Origin of the sequence: Cohnella hongkongensis (genome assembly GCF_042654645.1) — a bacterium.
Classification (GTDB): Bacteria; Bacillota; Bacilli; order Paenibacillales; family Paenibacillaceae; genus Cohnella; species Cohnella hongkongensis.
The window spans coordinates 73869-91791 of record NZ_JBHSEP010000023.1 but is presented as its reverse complement, the minus strand read 5'-3'; the positions used below and the strand labels follow the sequence as shown (position 1 = coordinate 91791).

Below are 17923 nucleotides of genomic sequence, written 5' to 3'. Positions count from 1 at the left end.
GGGTTTATCGACCATGAAACTGCTCACCTTTATCCGGCAAGGAACGCCGGCTATCGGCGTGAAGACCGAACGCGGCGTACTGGACGTAGCGACGGCCGCAGCTGCGGCGGGACGGGAGGCTCCGTCTTCCGTTATGGAGGCGATCGCGCAGGGAGCTTCAGCGATTGCCGCGCTTGCCGATCTGGCAGCGGCCGCGCCGGCGGACAGCTCCGCATGGCTGCGGGAAGACGAGCTCGAATTCGGACCGTGCGTGACCGAGCCGAGGAAGATCGTCTGCGTCGGCTTGAACTATCGCAAGCATGCGGAGGAAACGAAAGCATCCATTCCCGAATATCCGATTCTGTTCAACAAGTTCCACAACTCGCTTGCCGCCCATGGCCAGGAGATCGTCATTCCGCAGACGACGGACAGGCTCGATTACGAAGCCGAGCTCGCCATCGTCATGGGCCGGAAAGCGAAGTCCGTTCCGCGCGAGCAGGCGCTTGACCATGTATTCGGGTACGCCTGCGCGAACGACCTGTCCGCCCGCGATCTGCAGCTGCGCACGACGCAGTGGATGCTCGGCAAGATCGGAGACGGCTTCTGCCCGCTCGGACCGTATGTCGTCACGGCCGACGAAGCGGGCGACCCGAACGCTCTGGCGATCCGGACCTTCGTGAACGGCGAACAGCGCCAAAACTCCAACACGTCGGACATGATTTTCCGCTGCGACGAGATCGTCAGCTACATCTCTCGACACCTGACGCTGGAGCCGGGCGATATCATTCTGACAGGCACTCCGGAAGGGGTCGTTCTCGGTTATCCGAAGGAGAAGCGGGTGTATCTGAAGCCCGGCGACGTCGTTACGATCGAGATCGAGAGGCTCGGCTCGCTTACGAACCGTTTTGCGGCGGAGGAAGCGTAAGCGGCGCGAGACATCCCTCCGAGGATGCTGCGATCATAATTCGTTCCCTCCTTCATAAGATTGGAAAGTGCACCTTATTAGGAGGGATGATGTTGAAGTATAGAAGATTGGGAGCGTCCGGGCTTAAAGTCAGCGAGATCAGTCTCGGGAGCTGGCTGACGTACGGCGGTTACGTCCACGATCGTCAAGCCGAGGCGACCCTGGACAAAGCTTATGAGTTGGGCATTAATTTTTTCGATACGGCGAACGTCTACCGGGCGGGGGAAGCCGAGAAGGTCGTCGGGAGGGCCCTTGCGAAATATCCGAGATCGACCTGCGTACTGGCGACGAAAGTCAGGGGCCCGATGGGGGACCGCCCCAACCAGGAAGGTCTTTCCCGCAAGCATATTATGGAACAATGCGAGGCTTCGCTGAGAAGACTCGGCACGGACTATATCGACGTGTATTACTGCCATTATCCGGACGACGACACGTCGCTCGAAGAAACGATGCGCGCGATGAACGACCTGGTTCAGCAGGGCAAGGTTCTCTATATCGGCGTCAGCAACATGAACATTCAGCGGCTTAACGAAGCGATCGAGGTGACCACTAGAAACGGCTGGCACCCGATCGTGGCCAATCAGCCTCTGTACAACCTGTTCGCGGACGAGATCGAGAAGGAGATCATCCCGGCTTGCCGGAGGAACGGCATCGGCCAGGTCGTCTACTCCCCCCTCGCCCAGGGCGTGCTGACAGGGAAGTACAATACGGTCGATCCTGCCGGGCTGCAGTGCCGCGCAAGCGATGAGGAAGGCAGCCAGGCCGTTCGGCATTGGCTGAAGGAAAGCTACGTAGAGAAAGCGAGAAGGCTGCAAGCGCTGGCGGATTCGTTCGGCGTCGCCTTGTCGCAGCTGGCTCTGGCCTGGGTGCTCCGGCAGGACAACGTCTCCAGCGCGATCGTCGGCGCAAGCCGGCCCGAGCAAGTCGAGGAGAACTGCCGGGCCTCCGGCATCAGGCTCGAAGCGGACGCCTGGGAGCTCGTTCGCCAAGCGCTGCTCGAATGGTCCGAGGTGTAGAAGGAGACGCGGCTCCCGCCGGCAGAACGAAGCTTTCCAGGGGAAGGCGAAGCCTGCCGGTCGACAACGCCGCCAAACTATGATAGGGTAAAAGAAACCCCCAGGCATTCCACTCTTACCGGAGTGGGGTGCCTTCGTCTATATTTACGGGTTTTTACATTTAATGTCTTTCTAATCTTCCGAAAGGACATGGAGGTCGTGATGCTATGTTTCTCTATTTGTCCCCGCTCAGGGGAGATCCGACGGCTGCCGTTAAAGCGCTAAGATCACTCGTGTAAAGGAGAGGTAGAGCATGGCTGCATGCATTCATGCGGAAAGACGTCCGCGATTGAATTCTTCCGGACTGCGGAATTTACGTCGGGAGGGACGTTTGCCGGGAGTCGTATTCGGCAAAAATGCGGACAACGAAACGATTCATATTTCCACCAATCAATTCGAGAAATGGCTGAAGCAAGGAGCGTCCGGTTTTATCGAGCTGCAGATGGAGGGCGGGAAATCGCTGACGGTGCTGTTGGAGGATCTTCAGCGCGATCCGGTCACCCGATCGCTTGTTCATGTCGATTTTCAGCTTGTCCAGACGGACGAGATCGTGCGTACGAAGCTCCCGGTAAAGCTCAAAGGGACTCCGGTCGGAGCGAAGTCGGGAGGCATCGTGCAAATCCAGGACCCTTACGTGGAAGTGGAAGCTCTGCCGAAAAACCTGCCGCCCTCGGTCGAGCTGGACATCAGCGCGATGGAGATCGGCGATACGCGTTTCGTAAGAGATTTGGAGCTGCCGTCTGAGGTGACGGTCGTCTCCGGAGCCAACGAGCTTCTTGTAGCGGTGTCCAAGCCGTAAAATAAGGTCCGTCTGTTGGACGGGCGAACGCCGATCATGCGCCGCTAGCCCGGACGCCGGGAAACATCTCCCGACGCTCCGGGCGTTCGTTTCTTAAGGCGTCGCAGGCGCTTCGGAACCGGCCTCGGCGCCGGTGTTTTTTTTATATTCGGTCGGAAGGCCTCGGACTTCGCGGCCGATCGGCCTGCCCGACTCAGGTCCAGTCGGATTCCGGCCGCGGGACCGTCGGAACGCGAAGCCGGCCTCTCTATAATAGAAGAAGACGAAAGCGGAAATAACGGGAGGCCGGAAATGAAAAAAGGCAGAAACAGCGCGAAGCTGTTCGCGGTTATCGTATTGGCGACGGCATTGACAGCTTGCGGAGACTTGGCGAATTCCTTGACGGGAGAAGTCCGGGATTCCGTTATCGGCGAAGGCTCCGGATCGGGCAAGCTGGCATCCTTGGACAAACGATCCTTCGCCGCGGGCGAGTTCGACAAGATGGAAGTGCAGACGGAAGCGATGGAAATTCAGGTGACGCCGGGTTCGGGGGACAAGGCCGAGGTTGAGCTGCTGGCGGACAATACCCTGGAAAGCCGATTCTCTTTCGAGGCCAAGGTCGAGTCGGGAGTGCTTAAGGTTGTGGTGAAGGAGAAGGCGAAGTCGGGCATCCTTAAAGATCAGAGAGGCGAAAGAAAGCTTCGGATCGCTCTTCCGGACAAAGTATATAGCAGCGTGACGATCCGCAACGCCTTCGGGATTGTGGAAGCGGCCGGGGTGAAGACGGAGAGGACGGATATCCGCATCGATGCGGGCGACATCCGGCTTAACGGCGTGACCGGGCAACTGAACCTGGAAGCGAACGCAGGCGAGATCGTCGTGGAAGGCATCGGCCTGAACGACGATGTGAAAGCGAGAACGGATGCCGGAAGGATCGCGATTCATTTGGACGAAGCGCCGAAGGACGGCAGCTTTCAACTCGGCAGCGAAGTCGGGGAAGTGAAATTGAACCTGGAGCAAGTCGAGTACAGCGAGCAATCGGCGAACAAGAAAGTCGGCAAGATCGGATCGAACGGCAATCGCATCGACGCTTATACGGCCGTGGGCGAGATCGTCGTCGACGTCAAGCCGTAACGGCGCGCTCCGCCCCCAAGCAAAGAGATCGCCCTGCGCTAACAAAACGCGGGCGGTCTCTTCTGTTATTTGCTCCATTCCAGCACGATGCCCAGGAACGGCTCGTGCTTTTCCATGATCAAACGCCATGCTTCTTCCGCTGACGCGGCCGGAAAACGGTGCGTGATCAGCGAAGCCGTCTGCAGCCACCCGTCCCGGATGCCGATCAGCGCGGCGTCCATCCGCTCCTTCGTCCAGCCGGACGGGCTGTGCAAGGTAATCTCTTGCGGACGGAGTTCTTGAATGTCCACTATCCCCTCTGTGCCGAGGAAACCGGCGGAGACGAGATGGCTGTTCAGCCTCATCGCCGGCTTCAGTTCCCGGAACGTCCCCATTGCGCCGACGGTGTCAACGACAACGGCGATATCCTTCCGGTCGCCGATCCAACCGGATAGGGCTTGCCGCTTAAGATTATAGGAGCGGATCGGGGCGGGGAGCAGGGCCAATCTGTCGTCGTGCCGGCCTAAAACGGTGACTTCCGCTCCTCTATGGGTCAGCGTCTGAGCCGCCCATTGGCCGACCAGGCCGTCGCCGATGACGACGGCGACGTCTCCCGGCTGAACGGCCGGACGAATACCGCAGTTGTACCCGACCTGCGTCAGCACCATTCCGCTGTAGGCGATCGGATCGGCCCCCTCGGGAAGCTTCCACACCTGACTTGCAGAGGTGACGGACGGATTAATGTGGCCCCCCGTGTCGAATTTCATGCCATTTACCTTGCTGACGGAGGCGAATACCCGGTCTCCGATCGCCAGACCCTCGACCTTCTCTCCTACGCTCCTTACGATGCCGACCTTCTGGTAACCGGCCACCTGGGGGAAAGGCAGAACGTCATCCGGGCGGGTAGCCTGCTCCCCCGATACCCGTTCCCCGTACAAGAAGGACGATTCCGTACCGTTGCTGATCCAGGAGTACTCGAGATCGACGACGACGTCCTCCGGACCCGGCTCCGGCAGCTCGACTTCCATGAACCGCACCTGCCGGACATCCGTAAATACGACGGCTTCTCCTCGCATGCTACTTTACCTCCGAAGCGGCTTCGAAATCGGTCGGCGGATAGGCGTATACCTTGATCGCCACTTGTCTTTTCAACAGCTCTATCGTTTCTTGATAGCGGTAAAAAGGAACATGGTGCGTTTGCAGGCATTCCGTATTCAAGCCCTTGTTCGCGACGAGATCGAGCAGCAGCGCCTGATCGGCTGCTTCGAAGCTGCGGTATTTGTACGATTCCAGCGTAATTCCCTTGAACCACAGATGGCCGCCGTAGCGGACCTCGCCCTTCAGCACGCCGAAGACGACCAGATGCGAATCGACGCGCTCCAGCACGTTTTGCACGGAAGCCGCCGCTCCTACGCAGTCGTAGCCGAGCTCGAAGCGTTCGTCGCCGAGCTCGTCCGAGTGCTTGGCGACGCCGATACCCAAGCCGTTCACGAAGTCGATTCGCTCTTGCGTAATATCGACGGCGACGACCCGCGATGCGCCCATAAGACGGGCAGCCTGCATCGCGAGAATGCCGGCCGGCCCCAAGCCCGAGACGAGCATGGATTTGCCGCTCAGATCTCCGAACTGAAGCAGCCCGATCAAGACGCATTTCAGCAGCTCGAACGAGACGGCTTGCTTCCATCCGACGTTGTCGGGGAGCTTGATCAGCTCATGCTCGCGGTAGTTCAGATATTCGGCGTAAGCGCCGCTGCCGATCAGATGCTCCAGGGCGGCGACGCGATCGCCGACCTTCAGCGATGCGATTTTGGAGCCGACGGCGACTACGGTGCCGGCCATTTCGTGCCCCGGGAAGCCGGGGGGAAGCGGGTAGTCCGGCCGCTTGGAAGCGTCGAACATGTCCTTGCCGTCCATCATGCTCATATCCCATCGCGGACAGGTGGAGACGATCTCGATGCGCACCGTCACCTGATCGTCCTGCGGCCGTTCCTGCGGAACCTCGACAATCTCAAACTCGTTTTCGCCGGTAATTTGCAGTGCTTTCATAGGACGCTCGCCCGCCTTCCGATTGTGGTAGGATCATCTTTCGGATTAAGTGTACAATAGGAAGGAGCAACCGTCTTTGCACGCAGTAGTCTTAGTTTCCGGTAGTCTAATATTTATTTTCAAGGGTTACGGTGCAGAAAACAGATTTTTGATTTGATCATAATTGACATTAGGGAGCGACGCGGGATGAAGATCAGATGGTGCGGAGCGGGCACGCTGCTGCGGGGAGCGGAGAAGCCGGGCGGCGGCATGCATCCGTCCTGCCACGAGCTTCTGCACATTACCGAGGGAAGGGTTCGCTTCAAGTGGAGGGGGAATGAATGCGAAGCCGAAGCGCCGGCCGTGTTCATGCTCCCCGAATCGACTCCTCATCAGCTGGAAAGCTTGCATGCCGAATCGAAATTTCGTTTCCTGGAGCTGTACGAGCCGGAGGATTTCCGATTTACCGAACGCCAGGTCGACGAATGGAATTTCATGCAGGCGCACAAAGGGACGTACGCGAAGACGGCGCTCGCCTCTTCCATTCTGCAGGCTCTCGACTTGGCGTATCATCTGCATGCGACGGGGGCGTCCGGCCAGGATGCGGATTTGCAGGAGGTGTGCCTGCTCGAAATCCGCAAAACCTATCGGCTCATCGCGCATATGCTGGGACTTTCCGCGAACTCCGCTGCAGCGAGCTCCCGCAAGCCGAAGGTGAGGGCGCGCGACGCGGTGGACCTGGTGGTCGATTATCTCGATTGGCGGTATAAGGAGGAGGTCACGCTGGAAGCGCTGGCGGAGCTTGTGGCGCTGGATCCCTCGTATCTTGTCAGGCTGTTCAAGAAGCATATGGGGAAGACGCCGTTCGAGTACCTCCGCGATCTTCGTCTGAAGGCGGCCGCAAGCTATTTGTCGGGCAGCGATATGGCCATCTCGGACATCTTGCAGGAGACGGGCTTCAACAGCGTTCATCATTTTACCCGGCTGTTCAAGTCGCGTTACGGAAGCAGCCCGGCGGAGTGGCGCAAGCAGCTGAGAGGCTCCGGGGCCGGTCCCAAGGGAACCGCGTTCAGCGCGCCCGCTCCCGGTACTGGCCCGGAGTGACGCCTGTCGACTGCTTGAACAGGCGGTGGAACCGCTTGAGGTCGGGAATGCCGGATCGCGCGGCGATGTCGGCGACCGTTAGAGAAGAGAAGGCAGGATCGGCGAGCAGCTCGCGGCTGCGGTCGATTCTTTCCTTTTGCAGGAGCGCGCTGAAGCCGAGCCCCGTTCGGGCCAGCAGATCGCGCTGCAGCTGTCTCCCGCCGATGCCGGCGTGCCTGGCGACCTGAGCCAGAGTAAGCCTGTCCGAAAGACGCTCGCGAATGTACTGCAGCGCCCGGTCGATCCGGGCGGGGACGACGCCGACCGAGGGGGGCTCCGGCTCCAGAGCGCGCTCCATGCCGATCAGCAGCTGCAGCAGCAAGCCGACAAGCATCGTCTCGAAGCCGGTTCGCTTGCGCTCGAATTCGGCGTGCAGGGAATCGAACAGCCTTCCGAATTCGCCGGCCTTCTCCCGCATCCGCAGCCATCCGCCGGGCTCGGCCGCGAGCCGGCGGAAGCGGTACAAGCCGTATTCCGCAGGCAGAATCGACGTCAAGAAGCGAAACAGCTTCTCTTCGAAGATGCAGTTGACGATCAGAAGCGGCTCCTTGGCGTTCGGGGACGACGGACGGAAAATATGAGAGACGCCGACCGGCAGGAAAAACAAGTCCCCCTGGGAGACGCGGATCGTCTCTTCGCCGATGTAATGAAAGCCGCTGCCCGACCAAACGTAGCAAATTTCGATAAAGTCGTGCTCGTGCTCCGGCAGGTCGAACCGTTCGCTGACCCGGTTGACGTAAATATTCAGACCGTTATGGAAAAACAATTCTCCCTTTTCCAGCCAGACTCCCGATTTTCTCATCGTTATCCCCGTTCTCGTTTTTTTGCTTCATGAAGTCATCATATCTCCGTTTGAAGTCGTGATCAACCCATAACTCTGCGCGCCCGATTTTTTACAATGAAGAGGACGACAATCAGTGAAGGGTGTGGGAGCATGAGCTGGCAAGCTTTGTGGATATGGGGAGACGGGGAAGCGAGCCCCCGTAACGCATGGAGGTGCTTTCGCAGGACGTTCGACGTTCCGAAGGAAGGGGCGGAATCGGCGTCTCTGCGCATTTCGGCCGATTCGCGCTACGTGCTGTACGTGAACGGCACGCAGGTCGGAAGGGGGCCGGTGAGGTCGTGGCCGTTCGAGCAGTCGTTCGACACCTATGAAGTGGGACATCTGCTCCGGCCGGGGCAGCCTAACACGATCGCCGCGCTCGTGCTGCACTTCGGCGTGTCTACGTTTTACTATTTGCGAGGCCGCGGCGGGCTGCTGGCCCAGCTCGACTACGGCACGGGCGAGGTTGGGGCGAAGACCGACGCCTCCTGGCGGACGTCGATCCATCGCGGGCAGCGCCCGAGATCGCCGCGCATGTCGTGCCAGCAGGCGTTCGCCGAATACGTGGACGCGCGGGACTGGGACGGAGACTGGATGAACCCCGGGTACGACGACTCGGATTGGACGGGGGCGGCAGAGCTGGGCGCCGTCGGCATGGCGCCCTGGACGTCGATGAAGCCTCGCGACATTCCGCTGCTGACGGAGGAGACCGTCTATCCGGTCCGCATCGAGTCGCTGGCCCGAATCCGTTCCTTCAAACTGACGACCGTCGTCGACGTTCGCGCCGTCATGTCGCCGGGCAGCGAGGAGCATGCGGATATCGTGCAGTTTACCGGCTACGTGGCGACGACGATCCGGGCAAGCCGGGCGGGCCGGGCAACGCTTGGATTCCTTGCTTGGGGGGAGTGTCTGAAGCGCTTTTCCTGGAACGGAGAGATTGTCGGGTCAGAGCGCTTCTACGGCGTCGTGCCGGAGAGATACGTAGACGTCGAGCTGCGCGAAGGGGACAATCTGCTGTTGATCGACATCTCCACGGCGAGGGTGCACCACGGCAAGCTGAACATCGGCGTGTACGCCGACGATCCGATCGAGCTGAGCTTCGCTTATCCCGGAGCGGGAGAGGCGGAATCGCCGTTCCTGGCGATCGGCCCGTTCGACACGTCGGTCATCTACGACCATAAGCCCTCGCGCGAGGTGAACTGGGAGGACCAGGCGTACAAGTCCGTGCTTGGCGACGTAAAGGGGGCGGAGGACTTGGGTCGCCATGCCGACGCATCGAAGCCGATTCCGCTGAAATACGTCTCCGAAGCAGACGTCTTCGGTCTGTGCGTCTGGCGGAAGGAGAACGCGAAGCTGGCCGTTCCGGCGCAGCTTCAGATCGCGGTTATCCCGAACGGGGAAGCGGGCGTCGTGCCCGTGTTCGACGGCTTCGACACCGAGGTGCTGTTCGATATGGGCAAGGAGTATTCCGGCTACCTGTCGTTCGAGATCGAGGCGGAGGCGGGGACGGTGCTGGATTGGTACGGCTTCGAGTACATGTCAGGCGACTATCGCCAGCAGACGTACGGGCTCGACAATACGATCCGGTACGTCGCCAAGTCGGGCCGTCAGGCGTACGCGACGCCGGTTCGCCGGGGTCTGCGGTATTTGGCGCTGAACGTGCGCGGCGCCGCGGCGCCGGTGAAGATCTACGGGGTTACGTTCTCGCAGAGCAACTATCCGGTCGCCGAGGTCGGCCGCTTCGAATGCTCGGACCCTCTGCTGAACGACATCTGGGAGATCAGCCGGCACACGACGAAGCTGTGCATGGAGGACACGTTCGTCGACTGCCCGGCTTACGAGCAGACGTTCTGGGTCGGCGACAGCCGCAACGAAGCGCTCGTCAGCAACTATCTGTACGGCGTTCAGGACATTCTGAAGCGCTGCCTTCGTCTCGTGCCCGGCTCGAAGGATCAGTCCCCGCTGTACGTCGACCAGGTGCCGAGCGGCTGGAGCAGCGTCATCCCGAACTGGACGTTCTTCTGGGCGATCGCCTGCAAGGAGTATTACGACCAGACGGAGGACCGGGCGTTCGCCGGCGAGATGTACGCCCACATCCGGTTTACGCTGGAACACTACTTGCAGAAAATCGACGATAACGGCCTTTTTAACGTGAAGGGCTGGAACCTGCTCGATTGGTCGCCGATCGACCAGCCGAACGAAGGCGTCGTGACGCATCAGAACCTGTTCCTGGCCCGAACGCTGCGTGTCGCCTCCGAGATGGCTGAGCTGGCGGGGGACGCCGAAGGCGCGGTTCAATTCGCGGACGCTTCGGACCGGCTGGCCGCCGCGATCAACGAGCATCTCTGGTGCGAGGAGGAGCAGGCCTACATCGACTGCATCCACGCGGACGGCCGCCGCTCGGACGTTCGCAGCATGCAGACGCAGGTCGTCGCTTCGCTGACAGGCGTCGCTCAGGGGGAACGCAAGCGGGTCGTGGATGCGTATCTGTTCTCCGCTCCGCCTCATTTCGTACAGATCGGCAGCCCGTTCATGTCCTTCTTCTACTACGAGGCGCTAGCCAAGGTCGGCGGAGCCGGCGTCATTCTGGACGACATCCGCCGCAATTACGGGAATATGATTCGTCACGGCGCGACGACCTGCTGGGAGCAGTATCCGAATTTCCTGGAGAATCGCGCCAATCCGGACGAGCTGACGCGCAGCCACTGCCACGCGTGGTCGGCGGCTCCCGCTTATTTCCTCGGCCGTGAGACGCTGGGCGTGCGCAGCCTGGCTCCGGGCTGGCGGGAGGTGGAGATCGCCCCGGCGCCATGCGGGCTCTCGTGGGCGCGCGGCAGCGTGCCGCATCCGGCCGGCGGCCGGATCGACGTCAGCTGGACGGCGGACGAAGCGGCGAAGAGGATAGAGCTTTCCGTCTCGTATCCGGCGGACGTGACCGTCCGGATCGCGCTGCCCGAAGGCTTCTCGGGCGAGATTAAAGAAACGAAGCTGGAGCGCTTGAACTGAATAGCTCCCATTCGAGAGGCTGTCCCCTGGTTCGAGGTTCCGAAGATCGCTATCGGAACCTCTTTACCGATTCGGGGTTCGGCCTCTTTTTGAGGTTCGCCGCATATTAATCTCCGATCCCCCCCCCAAACCCTTAAATACGAGGGATGTTGTCAGGTTAAGCAAACGGTCAACAAGCGGCCTTGCAGGAATCGTCCCAGTTGTCGGCGGAGCCCCGACGGTCATCGCGAACAAGGCCAACTCGTGCCAATCCACGCCAACACACGTCAACCCCGCGAGCCCCCGCCAGCCCACTTACGTAACGGTTGCCAGCGCCGCTAATTGTGCCATTTTCGCAGTACGGAGGTTGTAACGGTTGCGGCAGCGGCTATTTCAGCCGAAAACGCGCGTTTCGCTCGATAACCCCAAAATAAGCGCGGTGGCAACCGTTAGCTTTTCCTTTTTCGGGAAAACGATCGATTAAGCGCCACTGCAACCGTTAGACGTTGCCGGCCGGTTGCGCGTCTTCGGTCGCATACGATCGGTCGCATACCATGGACCGTATGCCGTCGACCGTATGCCGTCGATCGCATACGACAACGGCTAACCTGACAACATCGATCCCCCCCCCCTCCTCGCCGAGCAGCGCCCCGACGTTCCGCTTTTTCGCCGACTTGCCTACCTCTCCGAACCGACTTGCCTGCTTACCCGCAGTTTAGAAAAATTTAACCTTTTTTTAGCGGCGCTTTAGAACCGATTTACGGGCAGTTTAGATCCCGCGGTTAAGATGAGTTCATGGAAGCCGAAAGGAATCCATGCATTCGAACCTAAGGAGGAATAAGAAATGAACAAGAAGTTGGCAATGATCGGAGCGGGGGTGGTGGCGGGCAGCGTGCTTCTGATGTCTTCTGTATATGCGGGAGTCGGGAGCGCTCCCGGTTACGAAGCGTACAAAACGGCCATCAAGAATACGGCATCCATAGACAATGTCACCCATACGGTGAAAGTGTCCGTAGAGGATAACGGCAAGCCGGTTATCCAAGCGGCTTCCACGGTGAAGACAGCCGGGGACGGCTCCTCGGGCAACGTCGAAATCCGCCTGCCTAACGGCGAGACGCAAAATCTGCAATTCTACCGTCAAGACGACCGGCAAATTCTCAAATCGGGCGAATCGGACGTCTATCGGATTCTGGAAACGGACAACGAGTTCCGCAACCGTTTCAAGAAGCATGAAGACGAAGCCAAGTTCCACGATCCCGGCTTCTCCCGTGAAGTGGAGAAAGTGATCGATACGTTGGTCGGCAACCTGAAAAACGACGTGACGCTTAGCAAGGATGGGGATATGAAAGAAATCGCGCTAAAACTGGAAGGCGGCCGAATCCCCGCTCTCGCCAATGCGATCGGCTCGTTGCTCATTCGGGAGAGCGGACGCGATCACGGCGCATCGCCCCGGGCGAACGCGGACAATCCGCTGGGCATCGACCTGTCGAGCCTGAAGGACGGTCTGCCGAAGCTGACGGAGGAGATCAAGATCGAGGCCGTTATCCTGACTGCGGACGTAGACGCTGACGATCTTCTCGCGGAACAGACGGCAGAGATTCGGATCAGCGGCAAGGATGCCGACGGCGTCAAGCATGACGCGGTCGTGAAGCTGGAAGTGGGGCTGTCGGATATCAACGCAACGACGCCCGATACGGTGGATCTGACGGGCAAACAGACCGTCACGGTGGATGTTGCCCGGGAAGCGGGCCCCAAGCACTGGCGCTGAGCGACTGTAGGAGCTGGAAGTAACGGAATCGCAGGCAGAGGGGAGCGCCTAACTGTGTTCGGATGCGAGCTCCCCTCTCGCATGCCTAATTAGGAGGCTGACAGAATGGATCAGATCGTAGAGGTCGAGGCGGTTACGAAATTGTATCGCAATCGGAGAGGGATTCGGGACGTAACGCTGAACGTTCGCCGGGGAGACGTGTACGGCCTCTTCGGGCCCAATGGCGCGGGAAAGACGACGCTGATGAAGATCATGGTCGGGTTGAGTCGGGCGGACAAAGGGAAGGTTAAGCTGTTCGGACACGACGTGGCGACTCGTTACGAGCAGGCGATGGGCAAAGTCGGCGTGCTGATCGAGACGGCAGAAGCTTACGAATACATGAGCGGGAGAAAAAACCTGGAGCTTGCCGCGAGAATCTATCCGGAGCTTCCGGCCAAACGAGTGGACGAAGTGCTGGAGCTTGTCGGATTACGGGAGGTTCAGCACGAGCGGGCGGGCAAGTATTCGCTGGGCATGAAGCAGCGGCTGGGACTTGCCTCGGCGATCGTATCGAAGCCGGAGCTGCTTATTCTCGACGAGCCGACGAACGGACTGGATATCGAAGGGACGGTTCAGATTCGAGAGATCGTCAAGCTGCTGGCGCGGGAGGAACGGACGACATTCCTGATTTCCAGCCACCTCATTCGCGAGATGGAACTGATGTGCAATCGGATCGGAATCGTCCACGACGGCAGGCTGATTCGCGAAGGGGGCTGCCGCGAGCTGCTCGAAGGACGGTTCTCCTCCCTGGAAGAGTTGTATCTGCACGAAGTAGAACAAGACAGGAGGGCGATGACGCATGCATAGCTTATACGCGAACGTGCGCAACGAAGCGCTGAAGATCGCTTTGAAGAAGAAGAACTGGTTTTTCCTGCTGATGACGTTCGCGATTCCGATCGGAGCAGGTGTGCTTCTCGCAAATCTCCAGAGCGGCTTCGGCCTTGGCGTCATGACTTCCGGCGAATATCCGATCGCTGTTCTCGGGCTGCTCACGGGCATTTTCCTGCCGCTGTTCGTATTTATGGGAGCGGCCGATCAATTCTCCGGAGAACAGGGCGACAGGACGATGAAGAATGTGCTCACAAGGCCGATCTCACGCTTTAAGGTGTTTGTTTCCAAGCAGGCGGCGCTGGGCGTATCGATCGCGGCCCATTTGTTCGCTGCGCTGGTCGGCTCGTCGATCGCGGCGATGTTCCTGAGCGGAAGCTTCCGGCTTGGCGATACGCTGGACTGGTTGATCGCTTATGGAGCGGCTTTCCTGCCGCTGATGGCCCTTAGCATAGCGGCGGTGTTCCTGGCCCAATTTTTCGCGAGCGGCATCGGAGCGCTTGCCGTAAGCGTTCTGCTGTATGTCGCTTTAAGGGCGGGCGCATTCTTCTTTCCGCAGCTCCATTCGTATTCGCCGACCGCTTACTTGAACTGGCATGCGTTATGGCTGGGAAATCCGCTGCCGGCCGGACAGCTATGGAGCGTGTTTATGTTTCTGGCTGCGTGTTGTATATTGTTGTTTACAGCCGGTTTTTATTTCTTCGATAAAAAGGAGCTCTGATCGTGTCCATTCGCGTTAGGCTCGTACTGTCCTATCTGGCAATGCTTGTCGTGCCGGTCATTTTGTCGGCGATCGCCGTCGGGGTTATTTTCAAGCTGGACGAAACGCGCGATAACCCGATCCGAACGATTTTCGAGCGGGAAGCGGGCGTCTACGCCGATATCAAGCTGACGAGCATTCGCGAGCCCGAAGCCTTTCTCTCACGGGCAACGATCGACGGTTTCGAGCGGCGGCTCCGGGAAATGGATATGAGTCTGATCGTACGCGTCGACGGCGAGATCCGCTATGCGGCCCCGGAGCTTTCCCCGGCGGATCTTGAAGAGCTGCCCGCGTTCGGAACGGTAGACGGCTATGACGGCAATTTCAGAGGGAAGCATATGACGACCCGCCATGAAGACTTTCTGCTGCCGGACAAGAGAGAAGGCTCCGTATTCGTCGTTTCTCACGGGGGAACTTTCCCGAAATATTTTAAAAATTATTTTTTATGGATCGCGGCCCTCGTGCTCGCCATACTCGCTTTTACCAACGGAATATTGACTTATGCAGTATCCCGCAGCATCATTCGTCCGCTGAGGGCGCTGCAGAAAGCGACCGAGGAAATCAAGGACGGAAATCTGAACTGCGAGGTGAAGACCCGTTCCAAGGACGAGATCGGCAAGCTGAGCGCGGCATTCGAAGAGATGCGCAAGAAGCTCAAGGAGTCGGTGGAGCTTCAGCTTCAGTACGAGGAAAACCGCAAGGAACTCATCTCGAACATTTCGCATGATCTGAAGACGCCGGTGACGGCGATTAAAGGATACGTAGAAGGCATTATGGACGGGGTAACGGACTCGCCCGAGAAGCTGGACCGTTACGTGAAGACGATCTACAGCAAAGCGGCCGACATGGACCGAATGATCGACGAATTGTTTCTGTTCTCCAAACTGGATCTGGGCAAAGTGCCGTTCGATTTCGAAAAGGTGGATATCGGCGCTTATTTGCAGGATTGCGCTCAGGAGCTCGTTTTCGATCTGGATAAAAGGGGCATCAAGCTGGAACTGAACGCCTTGCCCGAGCAGACGCTGTACGTCAAGGCGGATCGGGAGAAGCTGAAGCGGGTGCTCATTAACATATTGGAAAACTCCATGAAGTACATGGACAAACCGGACGGATGGATCGGGTTAAACGTGGAGGCGCAAGCCGGTACGGCGGAGATCAGCATAAGCGACAACGGCCAGGGGATTCCGGAGGACGCGCTGCCGCATATTTTCGACCGGTTCTACCGGGCGGATCCTTCCCGCAACTCTTCCACGGGAGGCAGCGGTCTCGGTCTGGCGATCGCCTGGCAGATCGTGGAGGAGCATGGGGGACGAATCCGGGCGGAAAGCGAGCTCGGAGCGGGCACGCGGGTGCATATCGAGCTGCCCCTCTGGGGGCGGACGCAGAAGGAGGGGATATCCGGGTGAGCGGAATATTGATCATCGAAGACGAACGGAGCATTGCCGAACTGGAGCGGGATTATTTGGAGATCAACGGCTTTGCCGTAGATATCGAGAACAGCGGAGACAGAGGACTGCAGCGGGCGCTTGCCGTCGATTACGAACTGATTATTCTCGACCTGATGCTGCCCAAAGTGGACGGATTCGAAATTTGCCGCAGAATTCGCGCCGAGAAGGACATTCCGATTCTGATGGTGTCGGCGAAAAAAGAGGACATCGACAAGATCCGGGGGCTGGGCCTCGGAGCGGACGATTATATCATCAAACCTTTTAGTCCGGGAGAACTCGTGGCCCGCGTGAAGGCGCACTTGGCCCGTTACGAACGGCTGAGCGGGCGGAGGGAAGCGCGCAACGACGAAATCCGCATTCGCGGATTGAGAATCGATAGATCGGCCCGCCGCGTATTCGTCAACGAGCAGGAAGTCGCGTTTACGACGAAAGAATTCGACTTGCTGAGCTATCTGGCGATGAATCCGAACCGGGTATTCAGCAAAGAGCAATTGTTCGATCAGATTTGGGGAATGGATGCGATGGGAGAGATCGCCACCGTCACGGTGCACATCCGCAAGCTGCGCGAGAAGGTCGAACACGACCCGTCCGATCCGCAATACATCGAGACAATCTGGGGAGCGGGTTACCGGTTTCGGATCTGACGGCCCGATCTGTCGCGTCTATCGCAAGAAAGCAAGCGCGCCGATCCGGTAGATTGAGCATTTTTCACCCATGATGAATTTCAAACGAAAAAACGCACTCCTTGCCAAAAGCAAGCGGTGCGTTCTCATTTTCAAGACGTATTTATCTTTTGAACGCCTCGTCGAGACGTTCTTTAATGAATTGACTGTTTTTCCGTCGAGTTGCTCGTTGGTCATATATAACTTGCGCCGCGCTTTTCTTAGAAGGTGCAAACAAGAGCGCGTCCTTTGGCTGAGTACCTACTGCTTCTCTAACGATTCCATTCAAGGATACGTAAACCTTAGTCGCCATGCTGCATCCCTCCTACAAGCATTCGCGCAAAATCAAAGGCCAATGCATTTTTATTTATTATAACACGTATAACGTTATCTTTGGAAGCCATGAACTTGTCTGTGTTCCATTCTTGTCCACATGGCAAATGAAATGTCATTACATGTTCTGGGAGACGAAGACAATAATAAAAGGTACAGTTGGATTCTTTAAAGAATACTTGATCATCGGGGTTACTATACGTAAGTGCAACAAAGGAATCCTTATTGTCCAGCAAATAATAATCATCCCCGGTGACAGCGCCAGTCTTTCCCACTACCACCATGCGATCGTGTTGAAATCGGTACAAGGTGACGGCGGAGCAATCGCTGAAAGAGCCTGCGGTCTCCTTAACAAAACCGTAGTCGTGTTCCACGATGTCGCCTTTGATCGAACGTTGGAAGGATTCCAAAAAAGCTGTAAGACTGCGAATTCCAGTAATATTTACGTTTGCCAGGGTATTGGTTAGCAAATCATAAAATTGATCGTATTGTTCCAATTGGCGCTCATTCGTCTCAATTGCATCTTTGAACGGCATTAACTGGATCCCTCTTCGCAACAAGTCGCTGAAGTACATTTTCCAGTCAGGAGCCACCGCAAGGTTCAAGCTCTCGAAATAAATGCCTCTTGCAGCAATATCATGAATGAAAAACCACACATAAGGCTCGATATGAGAGGATAGTTCCGCTGAACGAAGCGCCGAAACGATTTCTGAGGCCTTTGGAATCGAAAAAGTTTCCGCTTTATAAGTCTCTATGTACTCTTCTATAATGCCCTTGGCTTTAGAGAAGTAGGCTGTTTTCACTTCGTTGTCCACAAAAACAAGTATGGTCTTGCGTTGGTTGCAAGCCTCGATGAGTTCCATATGAGTAACCGTTCGCTGAGACTGCTCGTAAAAAGTGCCGGCTTTATCGGAAATGAAAAGCAAAAATGCATCTGATTGACGAACGCACTCAATACACTTTGCGACAGGATTAGTGTGGGAATCCCAAGCGCCGAAATTCTTTTCAAACATCATGGGTTCATGCCCAAGTTCGCGAAGTAAACTCCATATATTTTCTCGTAAAAACTTAAGTCGGTCTTGAGCGACCGAACTTATAAAGATTTTGGTTTTCGTGAACAAGGCAAATCTCACATCCTATCAGATGCATGTTGATTTATTATAACATACCATCAAAATATTACATATATAGACCTAATGACCAAAAAAGCCCGGAAAGAC

The 17923-nt window shown here is 57.7% G+C and carries 15 protein-coding genes; 11 read left to right on the top strand and 4 right to left on the bottom strand.

What is annotated here, in order from left to right:
• The first annotated feature begins 13 nt into the window (after positions 1-13).
• The 4 genes from ACFO3S_RS23330 (at position 14) to ACFO3S_RS23315 (ending at position 3910) form a co-directional block, all read left to right on the top strand.
• Positions 14-904 (top strand): fumarylacetoacetate hydrolase family protein, encoded by an 891-nt coding sequence (locus tag ACFO3S_RS23330; protein WP_378100952.1) that lies wholly within the window; start codon positions 14-16, stop codon positions 902-904.
• Between the two features lie 92 nt (positions 905-996).
• Positions 997-1959: an aldo/keto reductase family protein gene (locus ACFO3S_RS23325; RefSeq protein WP_378100951.1), complete on the top strand. Its 963-nt coding sequence runs from the start codon at positions 997-999 to the stop codon at positions 1957-1959.
• A 292-nt stretch (positions 1960-2251) separates the two neighbouring features.
• Positions 2252-2797: a 50S ribosomal protein L25 gene (locus ACFO3S_RS23320; RefSeq protein WP_378100949.1), complete on the top strand. Its 546-nt coding sequence runs from the start codon at positions 2252-2254 to the stop codon at positions 2795-2797.
• A gap of 291 nt (positions 2798-3088) precedes the next feature.
• Complete coding sequence (locus ACFO3S_RS23315) at positions 3089-3910, top strand: DUF4097 family beta strand repeat-containing protein (protein WP_378100947.1); 822 nt, start codon at positions 3089-3091, stop codon at positions 3908-3910.
• A gap of 65 nt (positions 3911-3975) precedes the next feature.
• Here the strand turns inward: ACFO3S_RS23315 and ACFO3S_RS23310 are convergent, their stop codons facing one another.
• Positions 3976-4965, bottom strand: a complete 990-nt coding sequence (locus ACFO3S_RS23310; RefSeq protein WP_378100945.1) for an alcohol dehydrogenase catalytic domain-containing protein — start codon at positions 4963-4965, stop codon at positions 3976-3978.
• 1 nt (position 4966) lies between these two features.
• Positions 4967-5935, bottom strand: a complete 969-nt coding sequence (locus tag ACFO3S_RS23305) for a zinc-dependent alcohol dehydrogenase (protein ID WP_378100944.1) — start codon at positions 5933-5935, stop codon at positions 4967-4969.
• A 186-nt stretch (positions 5936-6121) separates the two neighbouring features.
• On the opposite strand from ACFO3S_RS23305, the gene ACFO3S_RS23300 reads away from it, so the two are divergent.
• A complete protein-coding gene (locus tag ACFO3S_RS23300; RefSeq protein ID WP_378100942.1) occupies positions 6122-7018 on the top strand; it encodes a helix-turn-helix domain-containing protein in 897 nt (298 codons plus the stop codon).
• Here the strand turns inward: ACFO3S_RS23300 and ACFO3S_RS23295 are convergent.
• Positions 6984-7859, bottom strand: coding sequence for a helix-turn-helix domain-containing protein (locus ACFO3S_RS23295; protein ID WP_378100941.1), 876 nt, complete (start codon positions 7857-7859; stop codon positions 6984-6986). The genes ACFO3S_RS23300 and ACFO3S_RS23295 overlap by 35 nt on opposite strands.
• Positions 7860-7991: 132 nt before the next feature.
• Between ACFO3S_RS23295 and ACFO3S_RS23290 the strand changes: the two genes are divergently transcribed.
• The 6 genes from ACFO3S_RS23290 to ACFO3S_RS23265 all read left to right on the top strand — a co-directional run bounded on the left by ACFO3S_RS23290 (position 7992) and on the right by ACFO3S_RS23265 (position 16352).
• Positions 7992-10886 (top strand): family 78 glycoside hydrolase catalytic domain, encoded by a 2895-nt coding sequence (locus ACFO3S_RS23290; RefSeq protein WP_378100939.1) that lies wholly within the window; start codon positions 7992-7994, stop codon positions 10884-10886.
• Positions 10887-11709: 823 nt separating this feature from the next.
• Positions 11710-12633, top strand: coding sequence for a hypothetical protein (locus ACFO3S_RS23285; RefSeq protein WP_378100937.1), 924 nt, complete (start codon positions 11710-11712; stop codon positions 12631-12633).
• Between the two features lie 105 nt (positions 12634-12738).
• Positions 12739-13479, top strand: a complete 741-nt coding sequence (locus ACFO3S_RS23280) for an ABC transporter ATP-binding protein (RefSeq protein ID WP_378100935.1) — start codon at positions 12739-12741, stop codon at positions 13477-13479.
• Complete coding sequence (locus ACFO3S_RS23275) at positions 13472-14221, top strand: ABC transporter permease (protein ID WP_378100933.1); 750 nt, start codon at positions 13472-13474, stop codon at positions 14219-14221. Before ACFO3S_RS23280 ends, ACFO3S_RS23275 begins: the two co-directional genes overlap by 8 nt.
• A 2-nt stretch (positions 14222-14223) precedes the next feature.
• The gene (locus ACFO3S_RS23270) at positions 14224-15666 is read left to right on the top strand and encodes a sensor histidine kinase (RefSeq protein WP_378100931.1); all 1443 of its coding nucleotides are present in this window, start codon (positions 14224-14226) and stop codon (positions 15664-15666) included.
• Positions 15663-16352, top strand: a complete 690-nt coding sequence (locus ACFO3S_RS23265; protein ID WP_465251411.1) for a response regulator transcription factor — start codon at positions 15663-15665, stop codon at positions 16350-16352. The genes ACFO3S_RS23270 and ACFO3S_RS23265 overlap by 4 nt, the downstream gene beginning before the upstream one ends.
• Before the next feature lie 320 nt (positions 16353-16672).
• Here ACFO3S_RS23265 and ACFO3S_RS23260 read toward each other — a convergent pair whose 3' ends face one another.
• Positions 16673-17824 carry a DUF4062 domain-containing protein gene (locus ACFO3S_RS23260; protein ID WP_378100930.1) on the bottom strand — a complete coding sequence of 384 codons (1152 nt, stop codon included), beginning with the start codon at positions 17822-17824 and terminating at the stop codon, positions 16673-16675.
• Positions 17825-17923 lie beyond the last annotated feature (99 nt).

Bases quoted from the DNA above. Each gene is read 5' to 3' on its own strand.
- ACFO3S_RS23305 (WP_378100944.1), bottom strand. From the start codon at position 5,935: ATGAAAGCACTGCAAATTACCGGCGAAAACGAGTTTGAGATTGTCGAG.
- ACFO3S_RS23330 (WP_378100952.1), top strand. From the start codon at position 14: ATGAAACTGCTCACCTTTATCCGGCAAGGAACGCCGGCTATCGGCGTG.
- ACFO3S_RS23295 (WP_378100941.1), bottom strand. From the start codon at position 7,859: ATGAGAAAATCGGGAGTCTGGCTGGAAAAGGGAGAATTGTTTTTCCAT.
- ACFO3S_RS23310 (WP_378100945.1), bottom strand. From the start codon at position 4,965: ATGCGAGGAGAAGCCGTCGTATTTACGGATGTCCGGCAGGTGCGGTTC.
- ACFO3S_RS23320 (WP_378100949.1), top strand. From the start codon at position 2,252: ATGGCTGCATGCATTCATGCGGAAAGACGTCCGCGATTGAATTCTTCC.
- ACFO3S_RS23285 (WP_378100937.1), top strand. From the start codon at position 11,710: ATGAACAAGAAGTTGGCAATGATCGGAGCGGGGGTGGTGGCGGGCAGC.
- ACFO3S_RS23300 (WP_378100942.1), top strand. From the start codon at position 6,122: ATGAAGATCAGATGGTGCGGAGCGGGCACGCTGCTGCGGGGAGCGGAG.
- ACFO3S_RS23280 (WP_378100935.1), top strand. From the start codon at position 12,739: ATGGATCAGATCGTAGAGGTCGAGGCGGTTACGAAATTGTATCGCAAT.
- ACFO3S_RS23290 (WP_378100939.1), top strand. From the start codon at position 7,992: ATGAGCTGGCAAGCTTTGTGGATATGGGGAGACGGGGAAGCGAGCCCC.
- ACFO3S_RS23275 (WP_378100933.1), top strand. From the start codon at position 13,472: ATGCATAGCTTATACGCGAACGTGCGCAACGAAGCGCTGAAGATCGCT.
- ACFO3S_RS23315 (WP_378100947.1), top strand. From the start codon at position 3,089: ATGAAAAAAGGCAGAAACAGCGCGAAGCTGTTCGCGGTTATCGTATTG.